This window comes from Nocardioides campestrisoli (genome assembly GCF_013624435.2).
In the GTDB taxonomy this organism is placed as follows: domain Bacteria; phylum Actinomycetota; class Actinomycetes; order Propionibacteriales; family Nocardioidaceae; genus Nocardioides; species Nocardioides campestrisoli.
Genome location: NZ_CP061768.1, coordinates 1,140,182 through 1,162,220, shown reverse-complemented (window position 1 = coordinate 1,162,220; position 22,039 = coordinate 1,140,182). Strand labels below are relative to the sequence as shown.

General features: G+C 72.9%; 26 protein-coding genes and 1 riboswitch. Of the genes, 15 read left to right on the top strand and 11 right to left on the bottom strand.

The features are described 5' to 3' along the window. The first annotated feature begins 117 nt into the window (after positions 1-117). From H8838_RS05585 to H8838_RS05560, 6 genes are read left to right on the top strand one after another with little or no spacing between them, the layout of a single operon-like run. A complete protein-coding gene (locus tag H8838_RS05585; protein WP_224766404.1) occupies positions 118-648 on the top strand; it encodes a PH domain-containing protein in 531 nt (176 codons plus the stop codon). Next, positions 645-2,201 (top strand): PH domain-containing protein, encoded by a 1,557-nt coding sequence (locus H8838_RS05580; RefSeq protein ID WP_185996438.1) that lies wholly within the window; start codon positions 645-647, stop codon positions 2,199-2,201. Before H8838_RS05585 ends, H8838_RS05580 begins: the two co-directional genes overlap by 4 nt. Before the next feature lie 10 nt (positions 2,202-2,211). Then, complete coding sequence (locus H8838_RS05575) at positions 2,212-2,988, top strand: exodeoxyribonuclease III (protein WP_181311447.1); 777 nt, start codon at positions 2,212-2,214, stop codon at positions 2,986-2,988. Between the two features lie 51 nt (positions 2,989-3,039). Further along, a complete protein-coding gene (locus H8838_RS05570) occupies positions 3,040-3,411 on the top strand; it encodes a VOC family protein (protein ID WP_185996437.1) in 372 nt (123 codons plus the stop codon). A gap of 56 nt (positions 3,412-3,467) precedes the next feature. Next, positions 3,468-4,676, top strand: coding sequence for a DNA recombination protein RmuC (locus H8838_RS05565; RefSeq protein WP_185996436.1), 1,209 nt, complete (start codon positions 3,468-3,470; stop codon positions 4,674-4,676). Positions 4,677-4,698: 22 nt separating this feature from the next. Beyond that, complete coding sequence (locus tag H8838_RS05560) at positions 4,699-5,136, top strand: DUF6542 domain-containing protein (RefSeq protein ID WP_181311450.1); 438 nt, start codon at positions 4,699-4,701, stop codon at positions 5,134-5,136. Here H8838_RS05560 and H8838_RS05555 read toward each other — a convergent pair. Then, positions 5,082-5,705 carry an L-threonylcarbamoyladenylate synthase gene (locus tag H8838_RS05555; protein WP_185996435.1) on the bottom strand — a complete coding sequence of 208 codons (624 nt, stop codon included), beginning with the start codon at positions 5,703-5,705 and terminating at the stop codon, positions 5,082-5,084. The genes H8838_RS05560 and H8838_RS05555 overlap by 55 nt on opposite strands. Further along, positions 5,705-6,709 carry a 4-hydroxy-3-methylbut-2-enyl diphosphate reductase gene (locus tag H8838_RS05550; RefSeq protein WP_185996434.1) on the bottom strand — a complete coding sequence of 335 codons (1,005 nt, stop codon included), beginning with the start codon at positions 6,707-6,709 and terminating at the stop codon, positions 5,705-5,707. Before H8838_RS05550 ends, H8838_RS05555 begins: the two co-directional genes overlap by 1 nt. Before the next feature lie 177 nt (positions 6,710-6,886). Here H8838_RS05550 and xseA point away from each other — a divergent pair, with 177 nt between their 5' ends. Together xseA and H8838_RS05540 are read left to right on the top strand one after the other, a co-directional pair. Continuing rightward, entirely contained in the window at positions 6,887-8,185 is a 1,299-nt protein-coding gene (gene xseA, locus H8838_RS05545) for an exodeoxyribonuclease VII large subunit (protein ID WP_185996433.1), read from the top strand. Continuing rightward, complete coding sequence (locus tag H8838_RS05540; protein WP_185996432.1) at positions 8,178-8,384, top strand: exodeoxyribonuclease VII small subunit; 207 nt, start codon at positions 8,178-8,180, stop codon at positions 8,382-8,384. Before xseA ends, H8838_RS05540 begins: the two co-directional genes overlap by 8 nt. 20 nt (positions 8,385-8,404) lie before the next feature. Here the strand turns inward: H8838_RS05540 and H8838_RS05535 are convergent, their stop codons facing one another. After that, on the bottom strand, positions 8,405-8,983 hold the full coding sequence (locus H8838_RS05535; protein ID WP_181311455.1) for a DUF4245 domain-containing protein: 579 nt from the start codon (positions 8,981-8,983) through the stop codon (positions 8,405-8,407). A 110-nt stretch (positions 8,984-9,093) separates the two neighbouring features. Between H8838_RS05535 and glpX the strand changes: the two genes are divergently transcribed. Then, positions 9,094-10,116, top strand: coding sequence for a class II fructose-bisphosphatase (gene glpX, locus H8838_RS05530; RefSeq protein ID WP_181311456.1), 1,023 nt, complete (start codon positions 9,094-9,096; stop codon positions 10,114-10,116). On the opposite strand, the gene H8838_RS05525 is transcribed toward glpX, so the two are convergent. Next, a complete protein-coding gene (locus H8838_RS05525) occupies positions 10,081-10,911 on the bottom strand; it encodes an alpha/beta fold hydrolase (RefSeq protein ID WP_185996431.1) in 831 nt (276 codons plus the stop codon). The two genes, glpX and H8838_RS05525, sit on opposite strands and share 36 nt — an antisense overlap. Before the next feature lie 88 nt (positions 10,912-10,999). Between H8838_RS05525 and H8838_RS05520 the strand changes: the two genes are divergently transcribed. The 5 genes from H8838_RS05520 to H8838_RS05500 all read left to right on the top strand — a co-directional run bounded on the left by H8838_RS05520 (position 11,000) and on the right by H8838_RS05500 (position 16,466). After that, a complete protein-coding gene (locus tag H8838_RS05520; protein WP_185996430.1) occupies positions 11,000-11,938 on the top strand; it encodes an alpha/beta fold hydrolase in 939 nt (312 codons plus the stop codon). Positions 11,939-12,055: 117 nt separating this feature from the next. Continuing rightward, positions 12,056-13,375, top strand: coding sequence for an extracellular solute-binding protein (locus H8838_RS05515; RefSeq protein ID WP_185996429.1), 1,320 nt, complete (start codon positions 12,056-12,058; stop codon positions 13,373-13,375). Continuing rightward, on the top strand, positions 13,372-14,316 hold the full coding sequence (locus tag H8838_RS05510; RefSeq protein ID WP_224766403.1) for a carbohydrate ABC transporter permease: 945 nt from the start codon (positions 13,372-13,374) through the stop codon (positions 14,314-14,316). The genes H8838_RS05515 and H8838_RS05510 overlap by 4 nt, the downstream gene beginning before the upstream one ends. A 1-nt stretch (position 14,317) precedes the next feature. Continuing rightward, complete coding sequence (locus H8838_RS05505; protein ID WP_181311460.1) at positions 14,318-15,157, top strand: carbohydrate ABC transporter permease; 840 nt, start codon at positions 14,318-14,320, stop codon at positions 15,155-15,157. A 4-nt stretch (positions 15,158-15,161) separates the two neighbouring features. Further along, entirely contained in the window at positions 15,162-16,466 is a 1,305-nt protein-coding gene (locus H8838_RS05500; protein ID WP_185996428.1) for an ABC transporter ATP-binding protein, read from the top strand. A gap of 184 nt (positions 16,467-16,650) precedes the next feature. Here the strand turns inward: H8838_RS05500 and H8838_RS05495 are convergent, their stop codons facing one another. From H8838_RS05495 to H8838_RS05465, 7 genes are all read right to left on the bottom strand, one after another. Further along, entirely contained in the window at positions 16,651-17,292 is a 642-nt protein-coding gene (locus H8838_RS05495) for a DUF1707 SHOCT-like domain-containing protein (protein WP_219924232.1), read from the bottom strand. 9 nt (positions 17,293-17,301) lie between these two features. Beyond that, complete coding sequence (thiD, locus tag H8838_RS05490) at positions 17,302-18,090, bottom strand: bifunctional hydroxymethylpyrimidine kinase/phosphomethylpyrimidine kinase (RefSeq protein WP_185996427.1); 789 nt, start codon at positions 18,088-18,090, stop codon at positions 17,302-17,304. After that, the gene (locus H8838_RS05485; RefSeq protein WP_181311463.1) at positions 18,087-18,662 is read right to left on the bottom strand and encodes a thiamine phosphate synthase; all 576 of its coding nucleotides are present in this window, start codon (positions 18,660-18,662) and stop codon (positions 18,087-18,089) included. Before H8838_RS05485 ends, thiD begins: the two co-directional genes overlap by 4 nt. Continuing rightward, positions 18,659-19,435: a thiazole synthase gene (locus H8838_RS05480; RefSeq protein ID WP_185996426.1), complete on the bottom strand. Its 777-nt coding sequence runs from the start codon at positions 19,433-19,435 to the stop codon at positions 18,659-18,661. The genes H8838_RS05485 and H8838_RS05480 overlap by 4 nt, the downstream gene beginning before the upstream one ends. A gap of 26 nt (positions 19,436-19,461) precedes the next feature. Further along, complete coding sequence (gene thiS, locus H8838_RS05475) at positions 19,462-19,659, bottom strand: sulfur carrier protein ThiS (RefSeq protein WP_181311465.1); 198 nt, start codon at positions 19,657-19,659, stop codon at positions 19,462-19,464. Continuing rightward, positions 19,656-20,714 (bottom strand): glycine oxidase ThiO, encoded by a 1,059-nt coding sequence (gene thiO / locus H8838_RS05470; RefSeq protein WP_185996425.1) that lies wholly within the window; start codon positions 20,712-20,714, stop codon positions 19,656-19,658. The genes thiS and thiO overlap by 4 nt, the downstream gene beginning before the upstream one ends. After that, positions 20,711-21,316: a thiamine phosphate synthase gene (locus tag H8838_RS05465; RefSeq protein ID WP_224766402.1), complete on the bottom strand. Its 606-nt coding sequence runs from the start codon at positions 21,314-21,316 to the stop codon at positions 20,711-20,713. Before H8838_RS05465 ends, thiO begins: the two co-directional genes overlap by 4 nt. Further along, positions 21,314-21,424, bottom strand: a riboswitch (TPP riboswitch). Its footprint overlaps the gene before it by 3 nt. A gap of 133 nt (positions 21,425-21,557) precedes the next feature. Here H8838_RS05465 and H8838_RS05460 point away from each other — a divergent pair. Next, positions 21,558-22,037, top strand: coding sequence for a PLD nuclease N-terminal domain-containing protein (locus H8838_RS05460; protein WP_185996423.1), 480 nt, complete (start codon positions 21,558-21,560; stop codon positions 22,035-22,037). The last annotated feature ends 2 nt before the right edge of the window (positions 22,038-22,039 follow it).

The following is a 22,039-nucleotide window of genomic DNA, read 5'->3' as shown; positions in this document are numbered from 1 at the left end:
GCCGAGTCTAGGTCCGGCGCCCGCACCCGACCCAATCTCGCGGGGCCCGCCGAGCCCGCGTCCACGCGGTTCCGCCGTCCCGCGTCGGCCGTCGGCGCCGTGTGGCAGGCTCACCGCGTGAGCCTGGAGCCGTCAGACCCCGCCGCCGTGCCGCCGCCCTCCTCGGAGGTCCTGCGCGACCCCGCGCACCGGGTCTGCCCGCGGGCCGTCGGCTACTGGCGGACCAAGGCGCTGCTCGGCGCGCTCGCCGAGATCGCCGCCGCCGGGGTCCTCTTCCTCGTCCTCCCCGAGTGGCCCTGGTGGGCGACCGTCCTGGTGGCCGTCCTCGTGGTGGTCAACGGCGTGTACACCTTCGTGGTGCCCGGGCTCCGCTACCGCGTGCACCGCTGGGAGGTCACGCCGCAGGCCGTGCACACCCGATCCGGCTGGCTCTCGCTGGAGACCCGGATCGCACCGCTGAACCGGGTCCAGACGGTGGAGTCGCACCAGGGCGCCCTGATGCGCCGCTACCGGCTGGCGTCCCTGACCGTGACCACGGCCTCGGCTGCCGGCCCGATCACCATCGAGGGGCTGGACGCCGAGGAGGCCCGCACCCTGGTCGCCCAGCTGACCGCGATCACCGGGGCCAGCGAGGGCGACGCCACGTGAACCGGCCCGCCGAGGGCGCGGGCTGGCAGCGGCTGAGCGCCCGCAAGCTCTTGATCGACCCCGTGTCCGTGCTCCGCGCCTTCCTCCTGCCCCTGATCGCCGTGGTGGTGGGCCTGAGCACCAGCGACCGGCCCGTGCTGACCCTGGTCGCCCTGCCGGTGTTCCTCGTCGGCGCGGCCGTGCTCGGGGTGATCCCCTGGCTGACCACCTGGTTCCGGCTCGACGAGGAGCAGTACCAGCAGCGCACCGGACTGCTCAACACCAAGACCTCCACGGTGCGGCTCGACCGGATCCGCAGCGTCGACCTCGAGGGCCCGCTGCTGCACCGGATGCTCGGGCTGCGCAAGGTCCAGATCGGCACCGGCGTCGACGACGAGCGCATCGTGCTCGACGCCGTCACCGTGGAGCAGGCCGAGCGGCTGCGCACCACCCTGCTGGCCCGGCGGCGGGCCGCTGCCCCGCCCCAGGTCCCGGGCGCCGCTGGTCCCGACGACCTCGACGGCACGGGCGTCACGGGCGAGGACTCGCCGTACCCGCCGACCATGGGCGCACCGGATGTCGAGCTGCTCGCGACCCTCGACCCGGCGTGGGCCCGGTTCGCCCCGTTCAGCCTGGCCCGTCTGGTCATCGTCGCCAGTGCCTTCGGGTTCCTCACCCAGGTCCTCGACGACTTCCCGGTGATCGAGCCGGACGACGTGCAGGACGCCGTGGAATGGGTGACCGGGTACGCCGTCGTGGTCGTGGTGGCGGGGCTGGTCACCGTCGCCCTGGTCGCCTGGATCGTGCTCTCGACCCTGGGGTACCTCGCACAGTGGTGGGGCCTGCGCGTGACCCGGTACGACGGCTCCCTGCACCGGGTCTCCGGACTGGTCACCACGCGCTCGATCAGCGTGGAGGAGCAGCGGGTGCGCGGCGTCCGGCTCGAGGAGAAGGTGCTGCTCCGCGTCGTCGGCGGTGCAGAGCTCTCCATCCTCGCCACCGGGATCGACGCCGGCTCCGCGGCCCTCCTCCCACCGTGCCCGACGGGTGTGGCGGCGGGCGTGGGCGGCCGCCTCCTCGGCGACGAGCGTCCGCTCGCCGTCGCGCTGACCCAGCACGGTCCGCGCGCCCGCCGGCGCGCGCACGTGCGGTCCCAGTGGCTGACGCTGACCGCGCTCGTCGTCCTGGTCGTGCTGCACCTGCCCCAGGTGACCTCCGGGCCCCGCGACTGGCTCCCCGACTGGGCCACCTGGAGCATCGTCCCGTTCCTCGCCGTGCTCGGCGTCGTGCTGGCCGAGGCGACGTACGCGCACCTGGGCCACGCGCTGACCGAGCACCACCTGGTCGTCGGCAGCGGCAGCAGCACCCGGACCCGGACCGTCCTGGAGCGCGACGGGATCATCGGCTGGGTGGTCGAGCAGTCCTTCTTCCAGCGACGCGCCGGACTGGCCACGCTCACCGCCACCACGGCCGCGGCGCCGGAGCGGGTCGTGCTGCGCGACGTGCCCCTGGGCCGGGCGGTCTCGCTCGCCGACGAGGCAACCCCGGGCCTGCTCGATCCCTTCCTCACCTAGACTGCCGCCGGTGCGCATCGCGACCTGGAACGTCAACTCCCTCCGCTCCCGCATCGACCGCGTCGAGGCCTTCCTGGAGCGCCACGACGTCGACGTGCTCGCCGTCCAGGAGACCAAGGCCAAGGTCGACCAGCTCCCGCTGATGGGGCTGCAGTCGCTGGGCTACGAGGTCGCCGCCGCGGGCACCAGCCAGTGGAACGGGGTCGCCCTGATCAGCCGGGTGGGTCTCGAGGACGTGCAGGTCGGCTTCGAGGGGATGCCGACGTACGGCGAGCCCGCCGAGGCCGAGGCCCGGGCGATCGGCGCGGTCTGCGGCGGCGTACGGATCTGGTCGCTCTACGTGCCGAACGGCCGCAAGCCCGCCGACCCGCACTACGTCTACAAGCTCGACTGGCTGGCCCGGCTGCGGGACCAGGCCAAGGGCTGGCTGGGCGAGGACACCGCCCTGGTGGGCGACTGGAACGTCTGCCCCACCGACGACGACGTGTTCGACCCGGCCCAGTTCAAGAACTCCACCCACGTCACCCCCGCGGAGCGCGCGGCGTTCCAGGGCTTCCTCGACGACGGGTACGCCGACGTGGTCCGGCCGTTCACCCCGGAGCCGGACAACTACACCTACTGGGACTACTACCGGCAGCGGTTCGAGCGCAATCGCGGTCTGCGGATCGACTTCATCCTGGGCTCCCCCTCGTTGGCCGGCCGGGTGAGCCACGCGTTCATCGACCGGGACGAGCGCGCCGGCAAGGGCGCCTCCGACCACGCGCCGGTGGTCGCCGACCTGGCCTGAGCCCGTCTCTTGACGGTGCGCTCCGCGCTCCCGCCGGACTAGGCTCCGGTCATGGAACGGGTGACGGGGATCGGCGGGCTCTTCTTCGCCGCGCGGGACCCCGAGGTGCTGGCCCGGTGGTACGCGGACCACCTGGGGATCGACCCCGCACCCGAGAGCTACGGGGAGCCCTCGTGGCGCCAGGAGGCAGGCTCCACGGTCCTCGCCGCCATGCCGACCGACTCACCGCACCTCGGCGGCCGGGGGTGGGGTGTGAACTTCCGGGTCCGTGACCTCGACGCCATGGTGACGCAGCTGCGCAGCGCCGGGGTGGAGGTCGAGGTGCACGACGAGGTCTACCCCAACGGCCGCTTCGCCGACCTCGTGGACCCCGAGGACAACCCGGTCCAGCTCTGGGAGCCGGCGGGCGTCGACTCCCCCTGACGCGCCGGACCGTCCCGGACGCAGGAGTGTCGGTGGTCACCGCCATCATCGTGGGCATGGACCTCTCGACCGTGATGACGCTGGTGACCGGGCTGCTCCTCGGACTCGGCCTGGGAGCGCTCATCGGCCTGCTCTGGGCCCGAGGTCGGGCCGCCGAGCCGCAGGCGGTGGCGGCGCTGGAGTCCCGCGCCGCCGACCAGGCGGTGATCCGGGAAGGGCTCGAGCGGCTGGCCGACCAGCTCAAGGACCTGCACCACGACCGGGCGACCTGGCAGGGCGAGTTCAACGCCCAGGTCCACGGGATGCGGATGACCACCGAGTCGCTGCGCCGCGAGACGTCCTCGCTCGCCACCGCCCTGCGCAAGCCGCAGGTCCGGGGCCGCTGGGGCGAGATGCACCTGCGCCGTGCCGTCGAGCTGGCCGGGATGGTCGACCGGTGTGACTTCACCGAGCAGCACCAGCTCGACGACGGCGCCCGACGCCCCGACCTGGTGGTCAACCTCGCGGGCGGTCGCCAGGTCGTCGTCGACGCCAAGGTCCCGCTCGACGCCTTCCTCGACGCCACCGGGAGCGACAACGACGAGGAGCGGCAGGCCCACCTGGCCCGGCACGCGCGCCAGTTGCGCACCCACGTCGACGGGCTGTCCGCCAAGGCCTACTGGAAGTCACTGCCCTCGACGCCGGACTTCGTGGTGCTGTTCGTGCCGGCCGAGGCCTTCCTCTCCGCCGCCCTGGAGGCCGAACCCGGCCTGCTCGACCACGCAGCCGAGCGTCGGGTGGTGCTGGCCACCCCGACCACCCTGATCGCCCTGCTCCGCACGGTCGCCATGGGCTGGAGCCAGGAGACCCTCGCCTCCCAGGTGGCCGAGGTCCAGCGGCTGGGCCGCGAGCTCTACGAACGGCTCGGCACCCTGGGCGACCACGTGGCCCAGGTGGGCCGCGGACTCACCACCGCCGTACGCGCCTTCAACCAGGCGGTCGGCTCTCTGGAGGGACGCGTGCTGGTCACCGCCCGGCGGTTCGAGTCCCTCGGCGTCGTCGACGCCGGTCTGACCGAGGTCAGGCAGGTCGAGCTGACCCCGCGCAACCTCTCCGCCACCGAGCTCGTGCCGTCCCGGGACGCCGAGACCGCCGCCGAGCTGGCGCTGCTGGACGACGACCCCGCGTTCCCGGACCTGGCCCGCCTCAGTGGTGGCGACCCCGTCGAACGCGGCGAACACGGCGAGCCGGGCGAGTCTGCGGCGCGTCGGGCGCGCGAAGCCTGAGCCGGGCCCCTAGGTTGCTGCCGTGAGCCGACGGCCGGCGCGAGACGCGACAGGCACCGAGTCCGGGCGCCAGGTGGTGGCGCTCGGGCTCGCGGTGACGCTCTCCGTGGTCGCGCTCGACCACCTGATGGTGGGGCGGCTGAGCCTCTTCTTCGACCTCTGCTTCATCACCCTGTGCCTGGGGCTGGCGGTCCGAGTGACCGGCGAGGCTCTCTTCGTGATGTCGCTGCTGCCGCCGTTCCTGATGCTCGGGGTCTTCGCGCTGCTCGGGGCCGTGGCCCCGGAGATGATCGCCGAGCCGGACGACGGGGTGGTGCAGTCACTGGTGAGCGGCCTCGCCCACCACAGCACCGCCCTGCTGGTCGGCTACGGCCTGGCGCTGGTCACCCTGGCCGCGCGCCGACGTCACTCCTCGAAACGGGAGGGGTCGCCGGCGCCGACCCTGAGCACCTCGGGGTAGCCCTGCGACCAGTCGACCACGGTGGTGGGCTCGGCCGGCGTCTCGCCGGCCTCGACCACGACGTCGACCTGGTGGTCCAGCTCTTCCTTCACGTCCCAGCCGAGCGTGCGCGGCTCGGTCTCGCCGGGGAGGATGAGCGTGCTGGTGAGCAGCGGCTCCCCCAGCTCGTCCAGCAGGCTGCAGACCACCGGGTGGTCGGTGATCCGGACCCCGACCGTCTTCTTCTTGGGGTGCATCAGCCGCCGCGGCACCTCGGAGGTGGCGGGGAGGATGAAGGTGTACGGCCCCGGGGTGGCAGCCTTGATCGCCCGGAAGGCCGAGTTGTCCAGCTTGACGAACTGGCCCAGCTGGGCGAAGTCCTTGCACATCAGGGTGAAGTCGTGCCGCTCGTCGAGCTGGCGGATGCGCAGGATCCGGTCCCGTCCGTCCCGGTTGCCGAGCTGGCAGCCCAGCGCGTAGCCCGAGTCTGTCGGGTAGGCGATCAGCGCGTCGTCGCGCAGGGCCGTGGCGATCTGCCCGATCAGCCGTGTCTGCGGGTTGTCCGGGTGGACGTCCAGGTACCTGGCCATCAGGCGCCCTGCTGTGCCTTGCGGATGTCGCGCCGCAGCTCGGGCGGGAGGGCGAAGATCAGCGACTCCTCGGCGGACGTCACGGCCTTGGCGTCCGGGTAGCCGCGCTCGGCGAGGAACGCGAGGACGCCGTCCACGAGCTCCTCGGGGACCGACGCGCCGGAGGTCACCGAGACCGTGCGTACGCCCTCGAGCCAGGCCTCGTCGATCTCGGAGGCGTCGTCGACCCGGTAGGAGGCCTTGGCGCCGGCCTCCAGCGCCACCTCGACCAGCCGCACCGAGTTCGAGGAGTTCCCCGAGCCGACCACGATCACCAGGTCGGCGCCGACCGCGATCTCCTTGACCGCCAGCTGACGGTTCTGGGTGGCGTAGCAGATGTCGTCCGACGGCGGATCGAGCAGCAGCGGGAACCTCTCCCGGATCGCCGCCACCGTCTCCAGGGTCTCGTCCACCGACAGGGTGGTCTGGGAGAGCCAGGCCACCCGGGACGGATCGCGGACGACGATGCCGGCGACGTCCGCGGGCGACTGGACGAGCTGGATGTGCTCGGGCGCCTCGCCGGCGGTGCCCTCGACCTCTTCGTGGCCCTCGTGGCCGATCAGCAGGATGTCGTAGTCGTCGGCGGCGAACCGCTTCGCCTCGTGGTGGACCTTGGTCACCAGCGGACACGTGGCGTCGATCGTCTTCAGCTCGCGCTCCGCGGCCTGGCGGTGCACCTCGGGCGAGACGCCGTGGGCGGAGAAGACGACGGTGGCGCCGGGCGGCACCTCGTCCAGCTCCTCGACGAAGATCGCGCCGCGCGCCTCCAAGCCGGAGACGACGTGCTTGTTGTGCACGATCTGCTTGCGGACGTACACCGGGGCGCCATAGAGGTCGAGCGCCTTCTCCACGGTGATCACCGCACGGTCGACGCCGGCGCAGTATCCGCGGGGGGCCGCCAGCAGCACAGCCTTCTCCGCCTCGTCGGCCGTCAGGACGGACGGGGTGCCCAGGTGGATGCTCATGTCAGACGAGTCTACGGGGGCCGGCGCGGAATCCCCGGCTAGCCGGGGATCCACGTACTTCGTACGGGTTACAACGCGTGCCAACCCCCGCGATCCCCGGCTGAGCGGGGATCCGTGGGACGGCGAGCAACCGCGGGGTGGGGCGGGGTGTCGGAGCGGTCGCCTAGGGTGGCGGCCGTGGCCCTGGAGACCTCCCCCGAACAGCCGGCACCGGTCCGGCAGATCGCCACCGCGATCTCGGGCTGGATCGACCGCCTGGGCGCGGTCTGGGTGGAGGGGCAGATCGCCCAGGTCAACCGCCGTCCCGGCGTGCAGACCGTCTTCCTGACGCTGCGCGACTCGGTGGCCGACATCTCGGTGCCGCTCACCTGTCCGCGAGTCCTGTTCGACGGGCTCAACCCGCCGCTGGTCGAGGGGGCCAGCGTGGTGGTGCACGCGAAGCCCAGCTACTACGCCAACCGGGGCTCGTTCTCCCTGTCGGTCCGGTCCATCCGGATGGTCGGGCTCGGCGAGCTGCTGGCCCGGCTCGAGCGCCGGCGCCAGCTGCTGGCTGCCGAGGGGCTCTTCGCCGCCGAGCTGAAGCGCCCCCTGCCGTTCCTGCCCGGCACGGTCGGCCTGGTCACCGCACCCGGCTCGGCCGCCGAGCGCGACGTCGTGGAGAACGCCCGGCGTCGCTGGCCGGCGGTCCGGTTCGAGATCGCGTACGCGGCGATGCAGGGTCCGCGCTCCGCCTCGGAGGTGATCGAGGCGCTCGACCGGCTCGAGCGCGACCCCGAGGTCGACGTGATCGTGGTGGCACGCGGCGGCGGCTCCGTGGAGGACCTGCTCTCCTTCAGCGACGAGGCGGTGGTCCGCGCGGTGCACCGGATGCGCACCCCGGTCGTCTCGGCGATCGGCCACGAGCCCGACCAGCCGCTGCTCGACCTGGTGGCCGACGTCCGCGCCTCCACCCCCACCGACGCCGCCAAGAAGGTCGTGCCCGACATGGCCGAGGAGCTCAACGGCGTGCGGTGGGCCCAGGAGCGGATCCGCGCGCTGGTCCGTGGCCGGCTCGACCGTGAGCAGCACGGACTCGACGGGCTGCGCTCCCGACCCGCCCTGGCCGACCCCCGCACCCTGCTCGACGTCCGGTCGCAGGAGGTGCTGGCGCTGCGCGCCCGCGCGCGCCGCACCCTCTCCCACCGCCTGGACAGAGCCGCTGACGATACCGCGCACCACCGCGCCCGGGCCCGCTCCCTCTCCCCGCTGGCCACCCTGCAGCGCGGGTACGCCGTGGTCCAGGACGAGGCGGGCCACGTGCTCACCTCCGTGACCACGGTCGGCGACGGCATGCCGTTCACGGTCCGCCTGGCCGACGGCCGGGTCCGCGCGACCGCCACCTCGACCGATCCGGACCCGACCAGTGACCCGACCAGCGACCGGGCCAACGCCCCCACCGACGACCCCACCAACGATTCAGGAGCGAGCCATGGCTGAGCCCCACCAGCTGTCCTACGAGGAGGCTCGCGACGAGCTGATCGAGGTGGTGCGGACGCTGGAGCAGGGCGGCACCACGCTCGAGGAGTCGCTGACCCTGTGGGAGCGCGGCGAGGCCCTGGCCAAGGCGTGCCAGGAGTGGCTGGACGGAGCCCGCAAGCGGCTGGACGACGCGATCGAGGCCGACGACCGGGAGTGACCCGGGAGTGCCGGCACTGACTACTCGGCCACGGGCTCCGAGCGGTCGAGCTCGGTGAGCTTCTTCTCGGTCAGCGAGGCGGCGACCTGCTCGACGACCTCCTCGGACGCCGACCCGTAGACCATCACCACGTCGCCGTCCCGAGGACGCACCAGGGCCACGTCGCCGCCGCTGTCGGTCCACCGCTCCCACGGGCCACCGAGCTCGCCCTCGATCTCCGCGGGCTCCTCCTCGGTGGCCTGGTCGTCGACGTACACCTCGAGCAGGTCCTGGACGCGCTCGTCCTCCTGGCGGATCCCCACGAAGGCGCCGGTGTCGGTGAGCATCCCCAGACCCCAGGCGGGCGGGTCCGTGGGGGTGAAGTCGAGGCTGGTGACCTTCCACCCCTCGGGCAGCTCGGCCGGGTAGGCGATCCGGTAGCCGGCGTCCTGGGCGGCCACGACCGCGGTCTGCCACTCGATCGCCTCGGGCTCGGTCTCCGCGCTCTCCCGGTTGAGGTCGCGCAGCAGCACGAAGGCGAGGACGCCCACCACCAGGACGAACATCGCGCCGATCATGGCGCCCATCGAGGTCTGGTACCGGCCCGGCTTCTCACTCACGCCGCCAGTCTCTCAGTCCGCCCCCACCCGCCAGGGACCGCCCGGCGTCCCGCCGTCCGACGGGAGCGGCGCGTCCGGTGAGCGGGTCCGGTGTCGATAACATGCGACCCATGACGCCCACGGACCTGACCGTCGCCCCCGAGTCCCCCGACCGCAACCTGGCCCTCGACCTGGTCCGGGTGACCGAGGCCGCGGCGATGGCCGCCGGTCGGTGGGTCGGGCGTGGGGACAAGAACGGGGCGGACGGGGTCGCGGTCAACGCGATGCGGGTGATGATCTCCACCGTCGCCATGAACGGCACCGTGGTGATCGGCGAGGGCGAGAAGGACAACGCTCCGATGCTCTACAACGGGGAGAAGGTCGGCGACGGCACCGGCCCCGAGTGCGACGTGGCGGTGGACCCGATCGACGGGACGACGCTGACCGCCAAGGGCATGAGCAACGCGATCGCAGTGATGGCGGTGGCCCCCCGCGGCAGCATGTACGACCCCTCTGCCGTCTTCTACATGGAGAAGCTCGTCACCGGCCCCGAGGCCGCCGGGGTGGTCGACATCCGCCTGCCCGTCGCCGAGAACATCAACCTGGTGGCGAAGGCCAAGGGCTCCAAGGCCGAGGACGTCACCGTCGTCCTGCTGGACCGTCCTCGCCACCAGGAGCTGGCCGAGGAGATCCGGGCGGCCGGTGCCCGGATCAAGTTCATCAGCGACGGCGACGTCGCGGGCGCCATCATGGCCGCCCGTTCCGGGACCGGCATCGACCTGCTGCTGGGCGTCGGCGGCACTCCGGAGGGCATCATCGCGGCGTGCGCGATGAAGGCGCTGGGCGGAGTGATCCAGGCGCGCCTGTGGCCCACCGACGACGAGGAGCGGCAGCGGGCGCTGGACGCCGGCCACGACCTCGACCCGGACCACGTCCTGACCACCGACGACCTGGTCACGGGCGAGGACTGCTTCTTCGTCGCCACCGGCATCACCGACGGCGAGCTGATGCAGGGGGTGCGCTACCTGCCCAACGGGGCGGCGACCACCCACTCGCTGGTGATGCGCTCGCGCAGCGGGACGATCCGCAACATCATCTCCGAGCACCAGCTCGGCAAGCTACGCAATTTCTCCGCGATCGACTTCGACAAGTGACAGCTGGCGCGGCTGCGCCAGGATCTCCCTGACCAGGTCGATCACCTCGGGGTCGACCACCATGCCCAGGTGCGAGGAGGTCACCTCGACCGCCCGCGCCGCGGGGTCGACGCAGGCCCGGTGGTCCACCACGCCGTCCCGGCGGGAGAAGACCGCGGTGTAGTCGACCGCGGGAGCGAGCGGGGCCTGGCACTGGTCGAAGGCTGAGCGGGCGCACACCCCCGCCACGCAGTCCTCGGCCATCAGTCCGCGCAGGCCTGCCCGGCTGAGCCGCACCAACAGCTCCACGCTGGCGGTCAGGCTGGGGTGGTGAGCGCCCGGGGCCAGCACCGGGCTGCCCAGCGTGACGATCCCGGAGACCAGGTCCGGACGCCGGGCGGCGACGCTGCGCGCCAGCATCCCGCCGAGGCTGTGCCCGACGACCCGCACCTGCGACCCGCGCCGGGCCGCGACCGACTCCAGCCGCGCCTCGAGCTGGTCGGCGGCGCTGACGGTGCAGCCGATGTTGGCGTGGATGTGCGAGCGGTAGGTGTGCAGCCCGTCGCGGCGCAGCGCCTGGGCCATCGGCGTCATCGTCAGGTCTCCCACGAGGAACCCCGGCACCAGGACCACCGGCTCCAGCTCCCGGCCGGGCGAGCCACCTGCGAAGGGGCGGCGCTCGAGCCGCTCCCGCCCGCGCCGCAGCGCGTACCGGCCCAGCTCGGTGACCACGCTGCCCTCGCGCAGGACCGCTGCGGCAGGCACGGGCCCGAAGCCCTCGGGGCGCAGGAACGGGGCCAGTGTGGTGGGGGTCACATCGCGCAGGCTAGCCACCGAGGCAAGGGTCGTGGCCGTTTTCGGCAACCGCTCGCGGGGCGCCGGGGAGTCGGGTTGACTGGCGAGCATGCCGTCACGCACCCCGGACCGGCGCAGGCCGGTCCCACCCTCCGAGGAGCTGCTCGCACCGGTCAGTCCCGGCGTGGAGCTGTGCTACCAGACCTTCGGCCATCCGGAGGCCGACCCGCTGCTGCTGGTGATGGGGCTCGGCGGACCGATGACCTGGTGGCCCTCGGCCCTGTGCGAGCAGCTGGCCGAGGCGGGGTTCTTCGTGGTCCGCTACGACAACCGGGACACCGGGCGCTCCACCCGGATGCCCGGCCGGGTCACCCACGCCATGCTGGTGCGCGCCTTCCTGGGTCGCCGAGTCCGTGCGCCGTACTCGCTGGCGGACCTGGCGGACGACGCCTTCGGGCTGATGGACCACCTGGGCCTGGACTCCGCCCACGTGGCCGGCCTCTCGATGGGAGGGATGGTCGCCCAGACCATGGCGATCGCCGAGCCGCGTCGCGTGCGCTCCCTGACCAGCATCATGTCGACGACCGGACGACGCAGCGTCGGCTGGCAGAGCCCTCGGCTGCTGCCCGCGCTGGTCGCGCCGCGACAGCCCGGTCGCGAGGCGTACGTGCGGACCAGCGCCGCCCTGTGGAGGATGATCGGCTCCCCCGAGTACCCGGTGGCGCACGAGGTGCTGCTGGAGCGGGCTCGTGAGACCTACGACCGCGGCTTCGACGCCCGCGGCGTGCTGCGCCAGACGCTGGCCGTGCTGACCCAGCCCGACCGCACCCGCCGGCTGCGCGGGCTCCGGATGCCGACCGCCGTCGTGCACGGGCTCGCCGACCACATGGTCCACGTCTCCGGCGGGCGGGCCACGGCGGCCGCCGTGCCCGGCGCCGAGCTGGTGCTGATCGACGGCATGGGGCACGACCTCCCCGAGGCGCTGCACCCGAGCCTGGTCGACGTGCTGCGCCGCACCGCCGACCGGGCCGCCCAGCCAGCGTCCTGAGACTCGCCCGCATCTTCATACCCCCGGTGGGGTACGACCTCTCCACGGACGCAGGGCTTGCCAAGCCCTCCCGCGTGCACTACATGTGATCTAGACCACAACGGGGAGGAAGTCGCTATGGCATCGCCCACCAAGAGAGGCTCGAGGCGCCGCCGTACCGCGGTGCTGCTTGCCGCCCTGGCGCTCACCTCGAGCACCCTCGCGGCCTGCTCGGGGGACGACTCCGGCAAAGCGACCCTCAACTGGTACATCAACCCCGACGGGCAGGAGACGCTCGACGGGGTCGCCCTCGACTGCAGCACCGACGACTACGACATCGACATCCAGCTGCTCCCCTCGAGCGCCACCGACCAGCGGACCCAGCTGGCCCGTCGGCTCGCGGCCGAGGACAGCTCGACCGACCTGATGAGCCTGGACCCGGTGTTCGTGGCCGAGTTCGCCAACGCCGGGTGGCTCGCGGAGTTCACCGGCGACGAGGCGAGCAAGGTGATCGACGACGACGTCCTCCAGGGGGCCGCCGAGACGGCGACCTGGGAGGACAAGGTGTACGCCGCCCCGCAGTGGGCGAACACCCAGGTGCTCTGGTACCGCAAGTCGCTCGCGGAGGCGGCCGGGCTCGACCCCGCACAGCCGTGGACCTGGGACCAGATCATCGACGCCGCCTCCGAGAACGACGGCACCGTGGGCGTCCAGGCCAACCGCTACGAGGGGTACGTCGTCTGGATCAACGCGATGATCCTCGGGGCCGGCGGCGACATCATCTCCGACACCGAGGACGGGCGGGACGCCAAGGTCGACATCGACTCCACGGCAGGCGAGGACGCCGCCCGGATCATCGAGAAGCTGGCCAGCTCCCCCGCCGCGCAGCCGGACCTCTCGGTCTCCAACGAGGGCACCGCCCTGGGGCTGATGTACCCCAAGGACGGCGCCGGCGAGTTCCTGGTGAACTGGACCTTCGTCTACAAGAACTACGCCGGGCTGGTGGAGTCCGGCGGCCTGACCCAGGAGCAGTTCGACGACCTGGGCTGGGCCCGCTACCCCCGCACCGTCGAGAACGAGGAGTCCCGCCCGCCGGTCGGCGGCATCAACATCGGCGTCGGCGCCTACTCCAAGCACGTGGACTGGGCCAAGGAGGCCGCGGCCTGCGTCAGCAGCGCCAAGGCTCAGGGTCAGCTCGCCGTCAACGACGGCCTGATGCCCTCGCGCGGCTCGGTCTACGACTCCCAGGAGCTGACCGACGCCTATCCCGCCGACCTGCTCGACCTGTTCCGGGAGAGCGTGGACGGTGCAGGGCCCCGTCCGCAGAGCGCGTACTGGAGCCAGGTCTCCAGCGCCATCCAGTCGGTGTGGCACTCCCCCACGGGCGTCGACGACAGCACCCCGAAGAGGTCCGCCGAGTTCCTCTCGGACATCCTCGCCGGAAGGAGACTCCTGTGACCACCACGGTCGTGGCACCCGACTCGAAGGCTGACCGCCAACGGGCCGCGCAGATGAGTGACCGGAGCCGGGCCGAGCAGCGCCTCGGGCAGCGACTGGTCCTGCCCGCGATCGTCGTGATGCTCGTCGTCACGGCCTTCCCGATGCTCCGGGCGATCTACCTCAGCACCTTCCAGTACAGCCTCACCGACCCGGACGACCGCCGCTTCCTCGGCGTCCAGAACTACGTGACGGCGCTGACCGACTCCCTGTTCTGGGAGACCACCCTCAACACCGTCTTCATCATGATCGTCACCGTGGCCTTCGAGCTGGTGATCGGCTTCGTCTTCGCCATGGTGATGCACCGGATCATCTTCGCCCGCGGCGTGATCCGGACCTCGATCCTGATCCCCTACGGCATCATCACCGTGGTCTCGGGCTTCGCCTGGCAGTTCGCCTTCAGCAACAGCAACGGCTTCATCAACGAGTGGCTGCCGTTCGTCCAGGACAGCTTCAACTGGTTCGGCCAGTACGGGTCGGCGATCGCGGCGATCATGGTCTCGGAGATCTGGAAGACCACGCCGTTCATGTCGCTGCTGCTCCTGGCCGGACTCGCCCAGGTCTCCGAGGACATGATCGAGGCCGCGAAGGTCGACGGCGCCACCTGGTGGCAGCGCCTGTGGAAGGTGATCCTGCCCAACATGCGCTCGGCGATCATGGTCGCCGTGCTCTTCCGGGCACTGGACGCCTACCGCATCTTCGACAACATCTTCGTCATGACCGCGGGTGCCCAGAACACCGAGTCGGTCTCCTTCCTGACCTATCGGCAGGTGATCGAGCAGTTCCAGCTGGGTATCGGCTCCGCGCTCTCGGTGCTGCTGTTCATCTCGGTCCTGCTGATCGCCTTCCTGATCGTGAAGATCTTCCGCGTCGACCTGGCCGCCGCCCGGCAGGAGAGCTGACATGAGCCTGAAGAACCGCGTCGGCGTCGTCATCGGCGCGCTGCTGATCCTGGTCTGGTGCCTCCTCCCGGTGGCCTGGATCATCTCCCTGTCCTTCAAGAGCCAAGAGGCGATCACCACCGGAAGCCCCGGCTTCCTGCCCTCCGAGGGGGGTGCCGCCGGCTGGCAGAACTACGTCGACGTGATCAACGACGACCAGTTCCGCCGGGCGATCTTCAACTCCATCGGCATCTCCCTGATCGCCACCCTGTTCTCGGTGATCATCGCGACGCTGGCGGCGTACGCCATCGCGCGGCTCGAGTTCCGGGGCAAGCGCTTCGTGCTGACCACGGCGCTGGTGATCGCGATGTTCCCGGTGGTCGCCCTGGTCGGACCGCTGTTCGACATGTGGCGGACGTTCGGCATCTACGACACCTGGCTCGGCCTGATCATCCCCTACATCTCCTTCACCCTGCCGCTGGCGATCTGGACCCTCTCGGCGTTCTTCCGGGAGATCCCGTGGGAGATGGAGCAGGCCGCCCAGGTCGACGGTGCGACCTCCTGGCAGGCGTTCCGCAAGGTGATCGTCCCGCTGGCTGCGCCGGGCGTCTTCACCGCCGCGATCCTGACCTTCTTCTTCGCCTGGAACGACTTCGTCTTCGGCATCTCGCTGACCTCCACCGAGGCGGCCAGACCGATCCCGGCGGCGCTCTCGTTCTTCGTCGGCCAAGACCCGTTCAACCGGCCCGCCTCGCTGCTGGCCGCGGGCGCCGTGGTCTCCACGGTCCCGATCATCGTCATCGTCCTGCTGTTCCAGCGCAAGATCGTCGCCGGGCTCACCTCCGGCGCAGTGAAGGGTTGATCTGATGGCCGCCATCACCATGAAGAACATCGTCAAGCGCTACGGCGACGGCTTCCCGGCCGTGAACGACGTCAGCATCGACGTGCAGGACGGGGAGTTCATGATCCTCGTGGGCCCCTCAGGGTGCGGGAAGTCGACGCTGCTGCGGATGATCGTGGGGCTGGAGGACATCACCGAGGGCGAGATGCTCATCGGCGACCGCAAGGTCAACGACCTCGCGCCCCGCGACCGGAACCTGGCGATGGTCTTCCAGAACTACGCGCTCTACCCGCACCTGACGGTCTACGAGAACATCGCCTTCCCCCTCCGCCTGGCGCACGAGAAGGACGAGGAGGTCGACCGCAAGGTCCGTGCGGCGTCGAAGACCCTCGAGCTCGACGAGCACCTCGACCGGAAGCCCGGCAACCTCTCCGGCGGTCAGCGCCAGCGGGTGGCCATGGGGCGGGCCATCGTCCGGGACGCCGACGCGTTCCTCTTCGACGAGCCGCTCTCGAACCTCGACGCCAAGCTGCGCGGCCAGATGCGCACCGAGATCGCCCGCCTGCAGAAGCGGCTCGGGATCACCACCGTCTACGTCACCCACGACCAGACCGAGGCGATGACTCTCGGCGACCGGGTCGCGGTGCTCAAGCGCGGCATCCTGCAGCAGCTCGCGACGCCGCGCGAGCTCTACGAGAACCCCGGCAACCTGTTCGTGGCCGGCTTCATCGGCTCGCCGCCGATGAACTTCCTGCCGGCCGAGGTGGAGGGGAACACGGTCAAGCTGCCGTTCGGCTCGGTCGAGATCCCTGCCGACAAGGCGGAGAAGGCTCAGGGTCGCGGCCTGCTGATCGCCGGCATCCGGCCCGAGGCCTTCGAGGACGCCTCGGTGGCCGACGTCCCCAAGGAGGGGTCGACCTTCCGCGCCACGGTGGACGTCGTGGAGTGGCTGGGCAGCGAGGCCTACGCCTACATCCCGTTCGAGGCGCCCGAGGCGGTGCAGAAGCAGCTGTCCCAGCTGGAGTCGGACCTGGACGGCGAGTCGCTGCGTACCCAGCTGGTCATCTCCCTCGACGGCGCGAGCACGATCTCGGAGGGCGACGACGCGGAGATCTACGTCGACACCCGCAAGATGCACCTCTTCGACCCGCACACCGGGGAGAACCTCACGGTCGACCGTGAGCGCGCCGGCTGGATCCCCGAGCTCGAGCACCCCGACGAGGCGGCCCGCGCCGAGGCCATGGCGGCCGAGGGCGAGCAGGTGCACTCGGCCAGCGGTGCGGGGAGCGAGCCGGACGGCGACCCGGGCAAGGGTTACTCGGGCGCCTGAGCGGGTACACCACAGACGTCACGGGAGGTTACGCACAGCCCGTGGCCACGGAGGGCCTCATGAACTGCCGCCGGGTCGGCGGATCGTGAGGCCCTCTTCCCGTGCCCGGCCCCGCTCAGCCCTGTGCGCGAACCCGCCTCAGCCCTGTGCGCGAAGCCGGCTCAGTTCTGTTGGTGAGCGCGGCTCAGTGGCCGAGCATCTTCTTCATCTTGCCGGGCTCCCCGGGCATCCGCTTGCGGGTGACGGTCACCGCCCCCATCAACGCCACGCCCTTGACCCGGACCACCGGGGAGTCGGGCAGCAGCTCTGCCGGCACCTTGTCCCGCGCCTGGTCGAAGGCGCCCATCACGCCGAACCCCTCCACGACCACGTGCGTCCCGGCGTTGACGTAGATGTCCACCGACCCCATGACCGTGTTGGCGTTGATCACCGTCTCGGTCCCGGTGAAGCGGGCCTCCCGCAGGTCGAGCACGACGGCCCCCATCATCGAGAACGCCGTGTGGGTGGTGCCGATCTGCCACACGCCCTTCCGGTCGACGCCGGACATGATGGCGATCGAGCTGTGGTGGCTGACGGTCGCGGGCACCCCGGGGGTCGGTCGGGCGACGGGCAGGTGCTCGGAGCGCAGCACCGGCGTGGCCCCGGGCAGGTCGGCGGTGAGCGGCAGCAGGTCGGCGTAGACCTTGGCCGCGTACGCCGCCTCGAGCCGCTCGTCCAGCTCGTCGAGGTCCAGCCGCCCCTCGGCCGCCGCCTCGCGCAGCGCCTCCGCCACCTGGTGCCGGTCCTGGTCGGAGACGCGCAGACGGGACGGGTCAGACTGATCCATGCCCAGAGGTTACCCAGAGCCGGGCTCCTGGGGGACCACCGTGTGCGCCACCGGCCCTCTCCCCCGGCCCAGTCGCCACCGGCGCCCCGCGTGGAGCTGGCCGGCCGTGTAGGTCGCGGCCAGCGCCGCCGCCTCGGCCAGGGGCGCCCCGTGCGCCAGGAACGTGGCCAGGGCGGCGCTGTGGGTGCACCCGGTGCCGTGGTCGTTGCTGGTCACCACGGCGTCGTGGCGCAGCAGCACCGGGTCGCAGCCCGGCACGACCAGCAGGTCGGCACCGGAGTCGCCACCGGTCAGCAGGACCGGCTGCCCGCGGGCGGCGAGCAGCCCGGCCAGCGCGCGCGGGGTGCCGCGGCACCCCGCCAGCGCGGCCGCCTCGTCGGTGTTGGGGGTGGCCACGGTCGCCACGGACAGCAGGTGCTCGCGGTAGGCGGCGACCACCAGTGAGTCCCCCAGCACGGCTCCGCTGGTGGCGACCAGCACGGGGTCGACGACCAGGGGGAGGCCGACGCCTCCGACCCTCTCCGCGACCAGCCGGACCACCTCGGCGCTGCCCAGCATGCCCGTCTTCACCGCGGCCACCGGCAGGTCCTCCAGCACGGCGTCGAGCTGGGCGGCGACCACCTCCAGCGGCACCGGGTGGACGGCGTGCACACCCAGCGTGTCCTGCGCGGTCACCGCCGTGACCACACAGGCCCCGTGCGCACCGAGGTGCCCGATGGTCGCGAGGTCGGCGGCGATCCCCGCCGCGCCGCCGGAGTCGGTGCCGGCGACGGTCAGCACCACGGGCGGGCTGCTCACCGCACGACCTCCCGGAGCGCGGCCACCACGCGACCCGGATCTGCCGCGCGCATCACCGCGCCCATCACCGCCACCCCCCAGGCGCCGGCCCGGAGCGCGGACGCGGCGTTGCCCGGGTCGACGCCGCCCAGGGCGAAGACCGGCACCGGGTGCCCGGCGTACGCGGCGGACGGGACCAGGGGCCCGTAGCCGGGCTTGCTGGGCGTGGCCGCGTACGGCGACAGCGTCGCCCACCCGGCCCCCTGGCGCGCGGCCCGGGCGACGCCGGCGGCGGAGTGGCAGGAGCGTCCCCACGGAGGACCGTGCCCGGGAGCCGGCTGCCAGGCGGCCAGGTGCACAGCGTGGGCGGCCGGGTCCGGGACCCGCGAGGAGACCACCCGCAGCCCCGGCAGCGCGGCCAGTGCGGCGACCAGGTCGGACCGCGCCCCAGGCTCCAGGTCGTGCTCACGCACCACGACCGCCTCCAGCCCGGCACGGTGACAGGCCCGCACGGTCCCCAGCAGGTCGCGCCCGGCCGGCAGCTGGGCGGCGTCGGTGAGGACCACCACCCGCGGCGGTGCGCACCCGCTCATCCGATCCTCCCCTCGACCGGGCTGGACGCACGCGCCACCGCGCGCCGCGGGATCCGTCCGGCGCCCCACGCGGCCCGGCCCGCCTCGACGCCCAGACGCAGTGCCCGCGCCATCGCCACCGGGTCCTCGGCCCGGGTCACGGCCGAGGCCGCGAGCACCGCGGAGCAGCCCAGCTCCATCGCCAGCGCCGCGTCCGAGGCCGTCCCGACCCCGGCATCCAGCACGACCGGCACGTCCACGCCGGCCACCACCGCCGCCAGCGACCAGGGGTCCAGCACGCCCTGGCCGGAGCCGATCGGGGAGCCCAGCGGCATCACCGCGGCGCAGCCGGCGTCGACCAGCCGCCGTGCCACCACCGGGTCGGGCGGGGCGTAGGGCAGCACGGTGAAGCCGCGGCCCACCAGCTCCTCGGCAGCGTCGAGCAGCTCCACGGCGTCCGGCAGCAGCGACTCCTCGTCGCCGACCACCTCGAGCTTGACCCAGTCGGTGCCGAGCGCCTCGCGGGCGAGCTCCGCGGTGAGCACCGCCTCCCGGGCGCTGGTGCAGCCGGCGGTGTTGGGCAGCAGGCGCACACCGTGCTCGCGCAGCGTCGCCCACAGGCCGCCGCTGCCCGTGCCCGACGTACGGCGCATGCTCACCGTGACCAGGCCGGGCTCGGCCGCGCTCAGCACCGCGGGCAGCAGGGAGAGCCGGGGCAGGCCGCCGGTGCCCAGCAGGAACCGCGACGCCAGCTCCTCCCCCGCGATGACCAGCGGGTCGCCGTCCGTGCTCATCCGCCCTGTGCTCATCCCCCCTGTGCTCATCCGCCCTGCACCGCCCGGACCACCTCGACCACGTCGCCGGGGCGCACCGGGTGGCCGGCGTGCGCGGCCCGGGGCACGACCCGGCCGTTGACGGCCACGGCGCACCCGGTCGCCGGAGCGTCCTGGGAGCGCAGCAGCGCGGCGAGGTCGCCGTCCGGCGCCTCGACCTCGTGTCCGTTGAGCGTGATCCTCACGGGTTCCTCCTCGGGTCCCAGGGGTGGTGGACGGTCCCCGACTCCAGGTGGTCGGCGACCAGGCGTGCGGTCAGCGGCGCGAGCAGCACGCCGTGGCGCGAGTGCCCCGCGGCGAGCAGCACGCCGGGCAGGTGGGTGGGGCCGACCAGCGGCCGGTTGTCCCGGGTGCCGGGCCGGTCCCGCGCGGTCGCCTCCAGCCAGGTCGCCCGGTCCAGGCCCGGCAGCAGCGTCCGGGCGTCGTCGAGCAGCCGGTGCACCCCGCCGGCGGTCACCTCCGGCGCGGCGTCGTGCTCCTCGACCGTCGCCCCGACCACCAGCTCGCCGTCCGCGCGGGGCACCACGTAGACCGGGCGACCACGGACCAGGCCGCGTACGACGTGGCGCGGCGGGTCGTCGCTGCGCACCCGCAGCACCTCACCCCGCACCCCGCGGACCAGCCCCGCGAACGGCGCCGGCAGCCGCGCCCCGGTGGCGACCACGACCGCGTCGTGGTCGGGGCCCGGCGCCGGGTCGCGTGCGAGGTCCCAACCGCGCCGGCACAGGGCGTCGCCGAGCCGGGCCAGCAGGGCGCGGACGACGGACCGCGGGTCGACGGCGAGGTCCTCGGGCAGCCGGAACCCGCCGGCGGCGCGGCCCAGGCAGGGCTCGGTCCGGGCCAGCGCCCGGCGGTCCACCGGCTCGACCGGCTCGCCCAGGGCCTCGAGCAGCCCGGCCTGCCGACCCACCTCCTGCAGGTCGCCCGCGTCGTGCCCGACCAGCAGGGTGCCCGCGGTGTCCAGCCGCACCCCCAGCCGGGCGGCCAGCGCGGGCCAGAGCCGGGCGGAGGCGCGGCCGGTCTCGAGCAGGTCGGTCTCGCCGTGCCAGGTCTCCCCCGCCGGGCAGAGCATCCCGGCGGCGGCGTACGAGGCCCCGCTGCCGGGCGCGGGGTCCCACACGCTCACCCGGTGGCCACGGCGTACCAGCTCCTCGGCGCACGTCAGCCCGACGATCCCGGCACCGAGCACGCGGACCCGCAGACCGCTCGCCCGCACTCCGGTCGACTGCACACTGCTCATCGCAGCGCCGCCACCAGCTCCTTCGCGGCCGCCACCGGATCTCGCGCGCCCCAGACGGCGGCGATCACCGCCACCCCGTGCGCCCCGGCCCGGCGCGCGGCCCCGGCCCGGGCGGCGTCCACCCCGCCGATCGACACCAGCGGCAGCACCCCCGCAGCGCGGGTCACCGCCTCCGGACCCAGGGCAGCGGGCAGCCCCGCCTTGCTGCCCGAGGCCCAGACGGGTCCGAAGCCGGCGTACGTCGCCCCCGCGTCGGCGGCGCGCAGCACGTCGTCGCGGGAGCGGCAGGTGGCGCCCACCACCAGGTCGGGCGCGACCCGGCGGGCCGCCGCCACCGGCAGGTCGTCGGCGCCGAGATGCACGCCGTCCGCGCCAGCCGCCAGCGCCACGTCGAGCCGGTCGTCGACCACCACCTGGGCGCCACCGGGACGCACCGCGCCGACCACCAGCTGGGCCAGGGCGAGCACCTCGCGGTCGGTCCCGGTCTTGTCGCGGACCTGGAAGCCGTCGACCCCCGCGGCGACGAGGTCGGGCAACAGGGAGAGGTCGTCCCCCGGAGAGACGAGGCAGAACAGACGTGGCAGCAACACGGGTACGAACACGGGAGCTCCTGACGCTTCCTTCGCCGGCATGACCCGGATCAGGTTCGACGGTCGGAGCGGCTCCAGCTCCCTCTCAGCTCGCTGCCGCGAGCTCCCGTGGTGGACGTCGACGACGATAACGAAGGCGCGCAGGGGTGTCCAGAGCGGTGCGCGCCGGGGCCCGGGGCCCTACGATCCTGTCCACACTGGCTGCGCACGTCTCTGTGCGCACGTCTCTGTGCACACGTCTCCGAGGGGTCTCATGGGTCGCATCGTCCTGTTCTACGTCGTGCCGCTGGTGCTCTCGATCTACTGCCTGGTGGAGGCGATCACCAGCAAGGACGACGAGGTGCGCCACCTGCCCAAGATCGGCTGGATGCTGCTGATCCTCTTCTTCCCGGTGGTCGGCTCGGTGGCCTGGCTGGCCGCAGGCCGGCCGGTGACGCCCCGGCGCTCCCCCGGCGAGCGGGCGGTGCCGCAGTTCCCGGAGTACGACCGGCCAGGACGCGCCGCGGCCACCGACGGCACCTCGGACGAGGAGTTCCTGGCACAGGTGCGTCGGCGGGCCGAGGAGCAGCGGCGTCGCTACCAGGCCGAGCAACGGCGCAAGCGCGAGCAGGAGGAGGCCGAGCGGCGGGAGCGGCAGGAGCGTCGCCGCGCCGAGGATGGGGCCGGCGACGCTGCCCCGGACGAGGCTCCCGACGGCGACCCCGCTCCGGACGGCGACCCGGCGGCGAGCTGAGT

Coding starts and splice junctions, on each gene's coding strand:
- H8838_RS05565 (WP_185996436.1), top strand. CDS start 3,468: ATGGACCTCTCGACCGTGATGACGCTGGTGACCGGGCTGCTCCTCGGA.
- glpX (WP_181311456.1), top strand. CDS start 9,094: ATGACGCCCACGGACCTGACCGTCGCCCCCGAGTCCCCCGACCGCAAC.
- H8838_RS05555 (WP_185996435.1), bottom strand. CDS start 5,705: ATGGCCAGGTACCTGGACGTCCACCCGGACAACCCGCAGACACGGCTG.
- H8838_RS05515 (WP_185996429.1), top strand. CDS start 12,056: ATGGCATCGCCCACCAAGAGAGGCTCGAGGCGCCGCCGTACCGCGGTG.
- H8838_RS05460 (WP_185996423.1), top strand. CDS start 21,558: ATGGGTCGCATCGTCCTGTTCTACGTCGTGCCGCTGGTGCTCTCGATC.
- H8838_RS05550 (WP_185996434.1), bottom strand. CDS start 6,709: ATGAGCATCCACCTGGGCACCCCGTCCGTCCTGACGGCCGACGAGGCG.
- H8838_RS05500 (WP_185996428.1), top strand. CDS start 15,162: ATGGCCGCCATCACCATGAAGAACATCGTCAAGCGCTACGGCGACGGC.
- H8838_RS05495 (WP_219924232.1), bottom strand. CDS start 17,292: ATGGATCAGTCTGACCCGTCCCGTCTGCGCGTCTCCGACCAGGACCGG.
- H8838_RS05480 (WP_185996426.1), bottom strand. CDS start 19,435: ATGAGCACGGACGGCGACCCGCTGGTCATCGCGGGGGAGGAGCTGGCG.
- H8838_RS05520 (WP_185996430.1), top strand. CDS start 11,000: ATGCCGTCACGCACCCCGGACCGGCGCAGGCCGGTCCCACCCTCCGAG.
- H8838_RS05540 (WP_185996432.1), top strand. CDS start 8,178: ATGGCTGAGCCCCACCAGCTGTCCTACGAGGAGGCTCGCGACGAGCTG.
- H8838_RS05570 (WP_185996437.1), top strand. CDS start 3,040: ATGGAACGGGTGACGGGGATCGGCGGGCTCTTCTTCGCCGCGCGGGAC.
- H8838_RS05505 (WP_181311460.1), top strand. CDS start 14,318: ATGAGCCTGAAGAACCGCGTCGGCGTCGTCATCGGCGCGCTGCTGATC.
- H8838_RS05485 (WP_181311463.1), bottom strand. CDS start 18,662: ATGAGCGGGTGCGCACCGCCGCGGGTGGTGGTCCTCACCGACGCCGCC.
- thiO (WP_185996425.1), bottom strand. CDS start 20,714: ATGAGCAGTGTGCAGTCGACCGGAGTGCGGGCGAGCGGTCTGCGGGTC.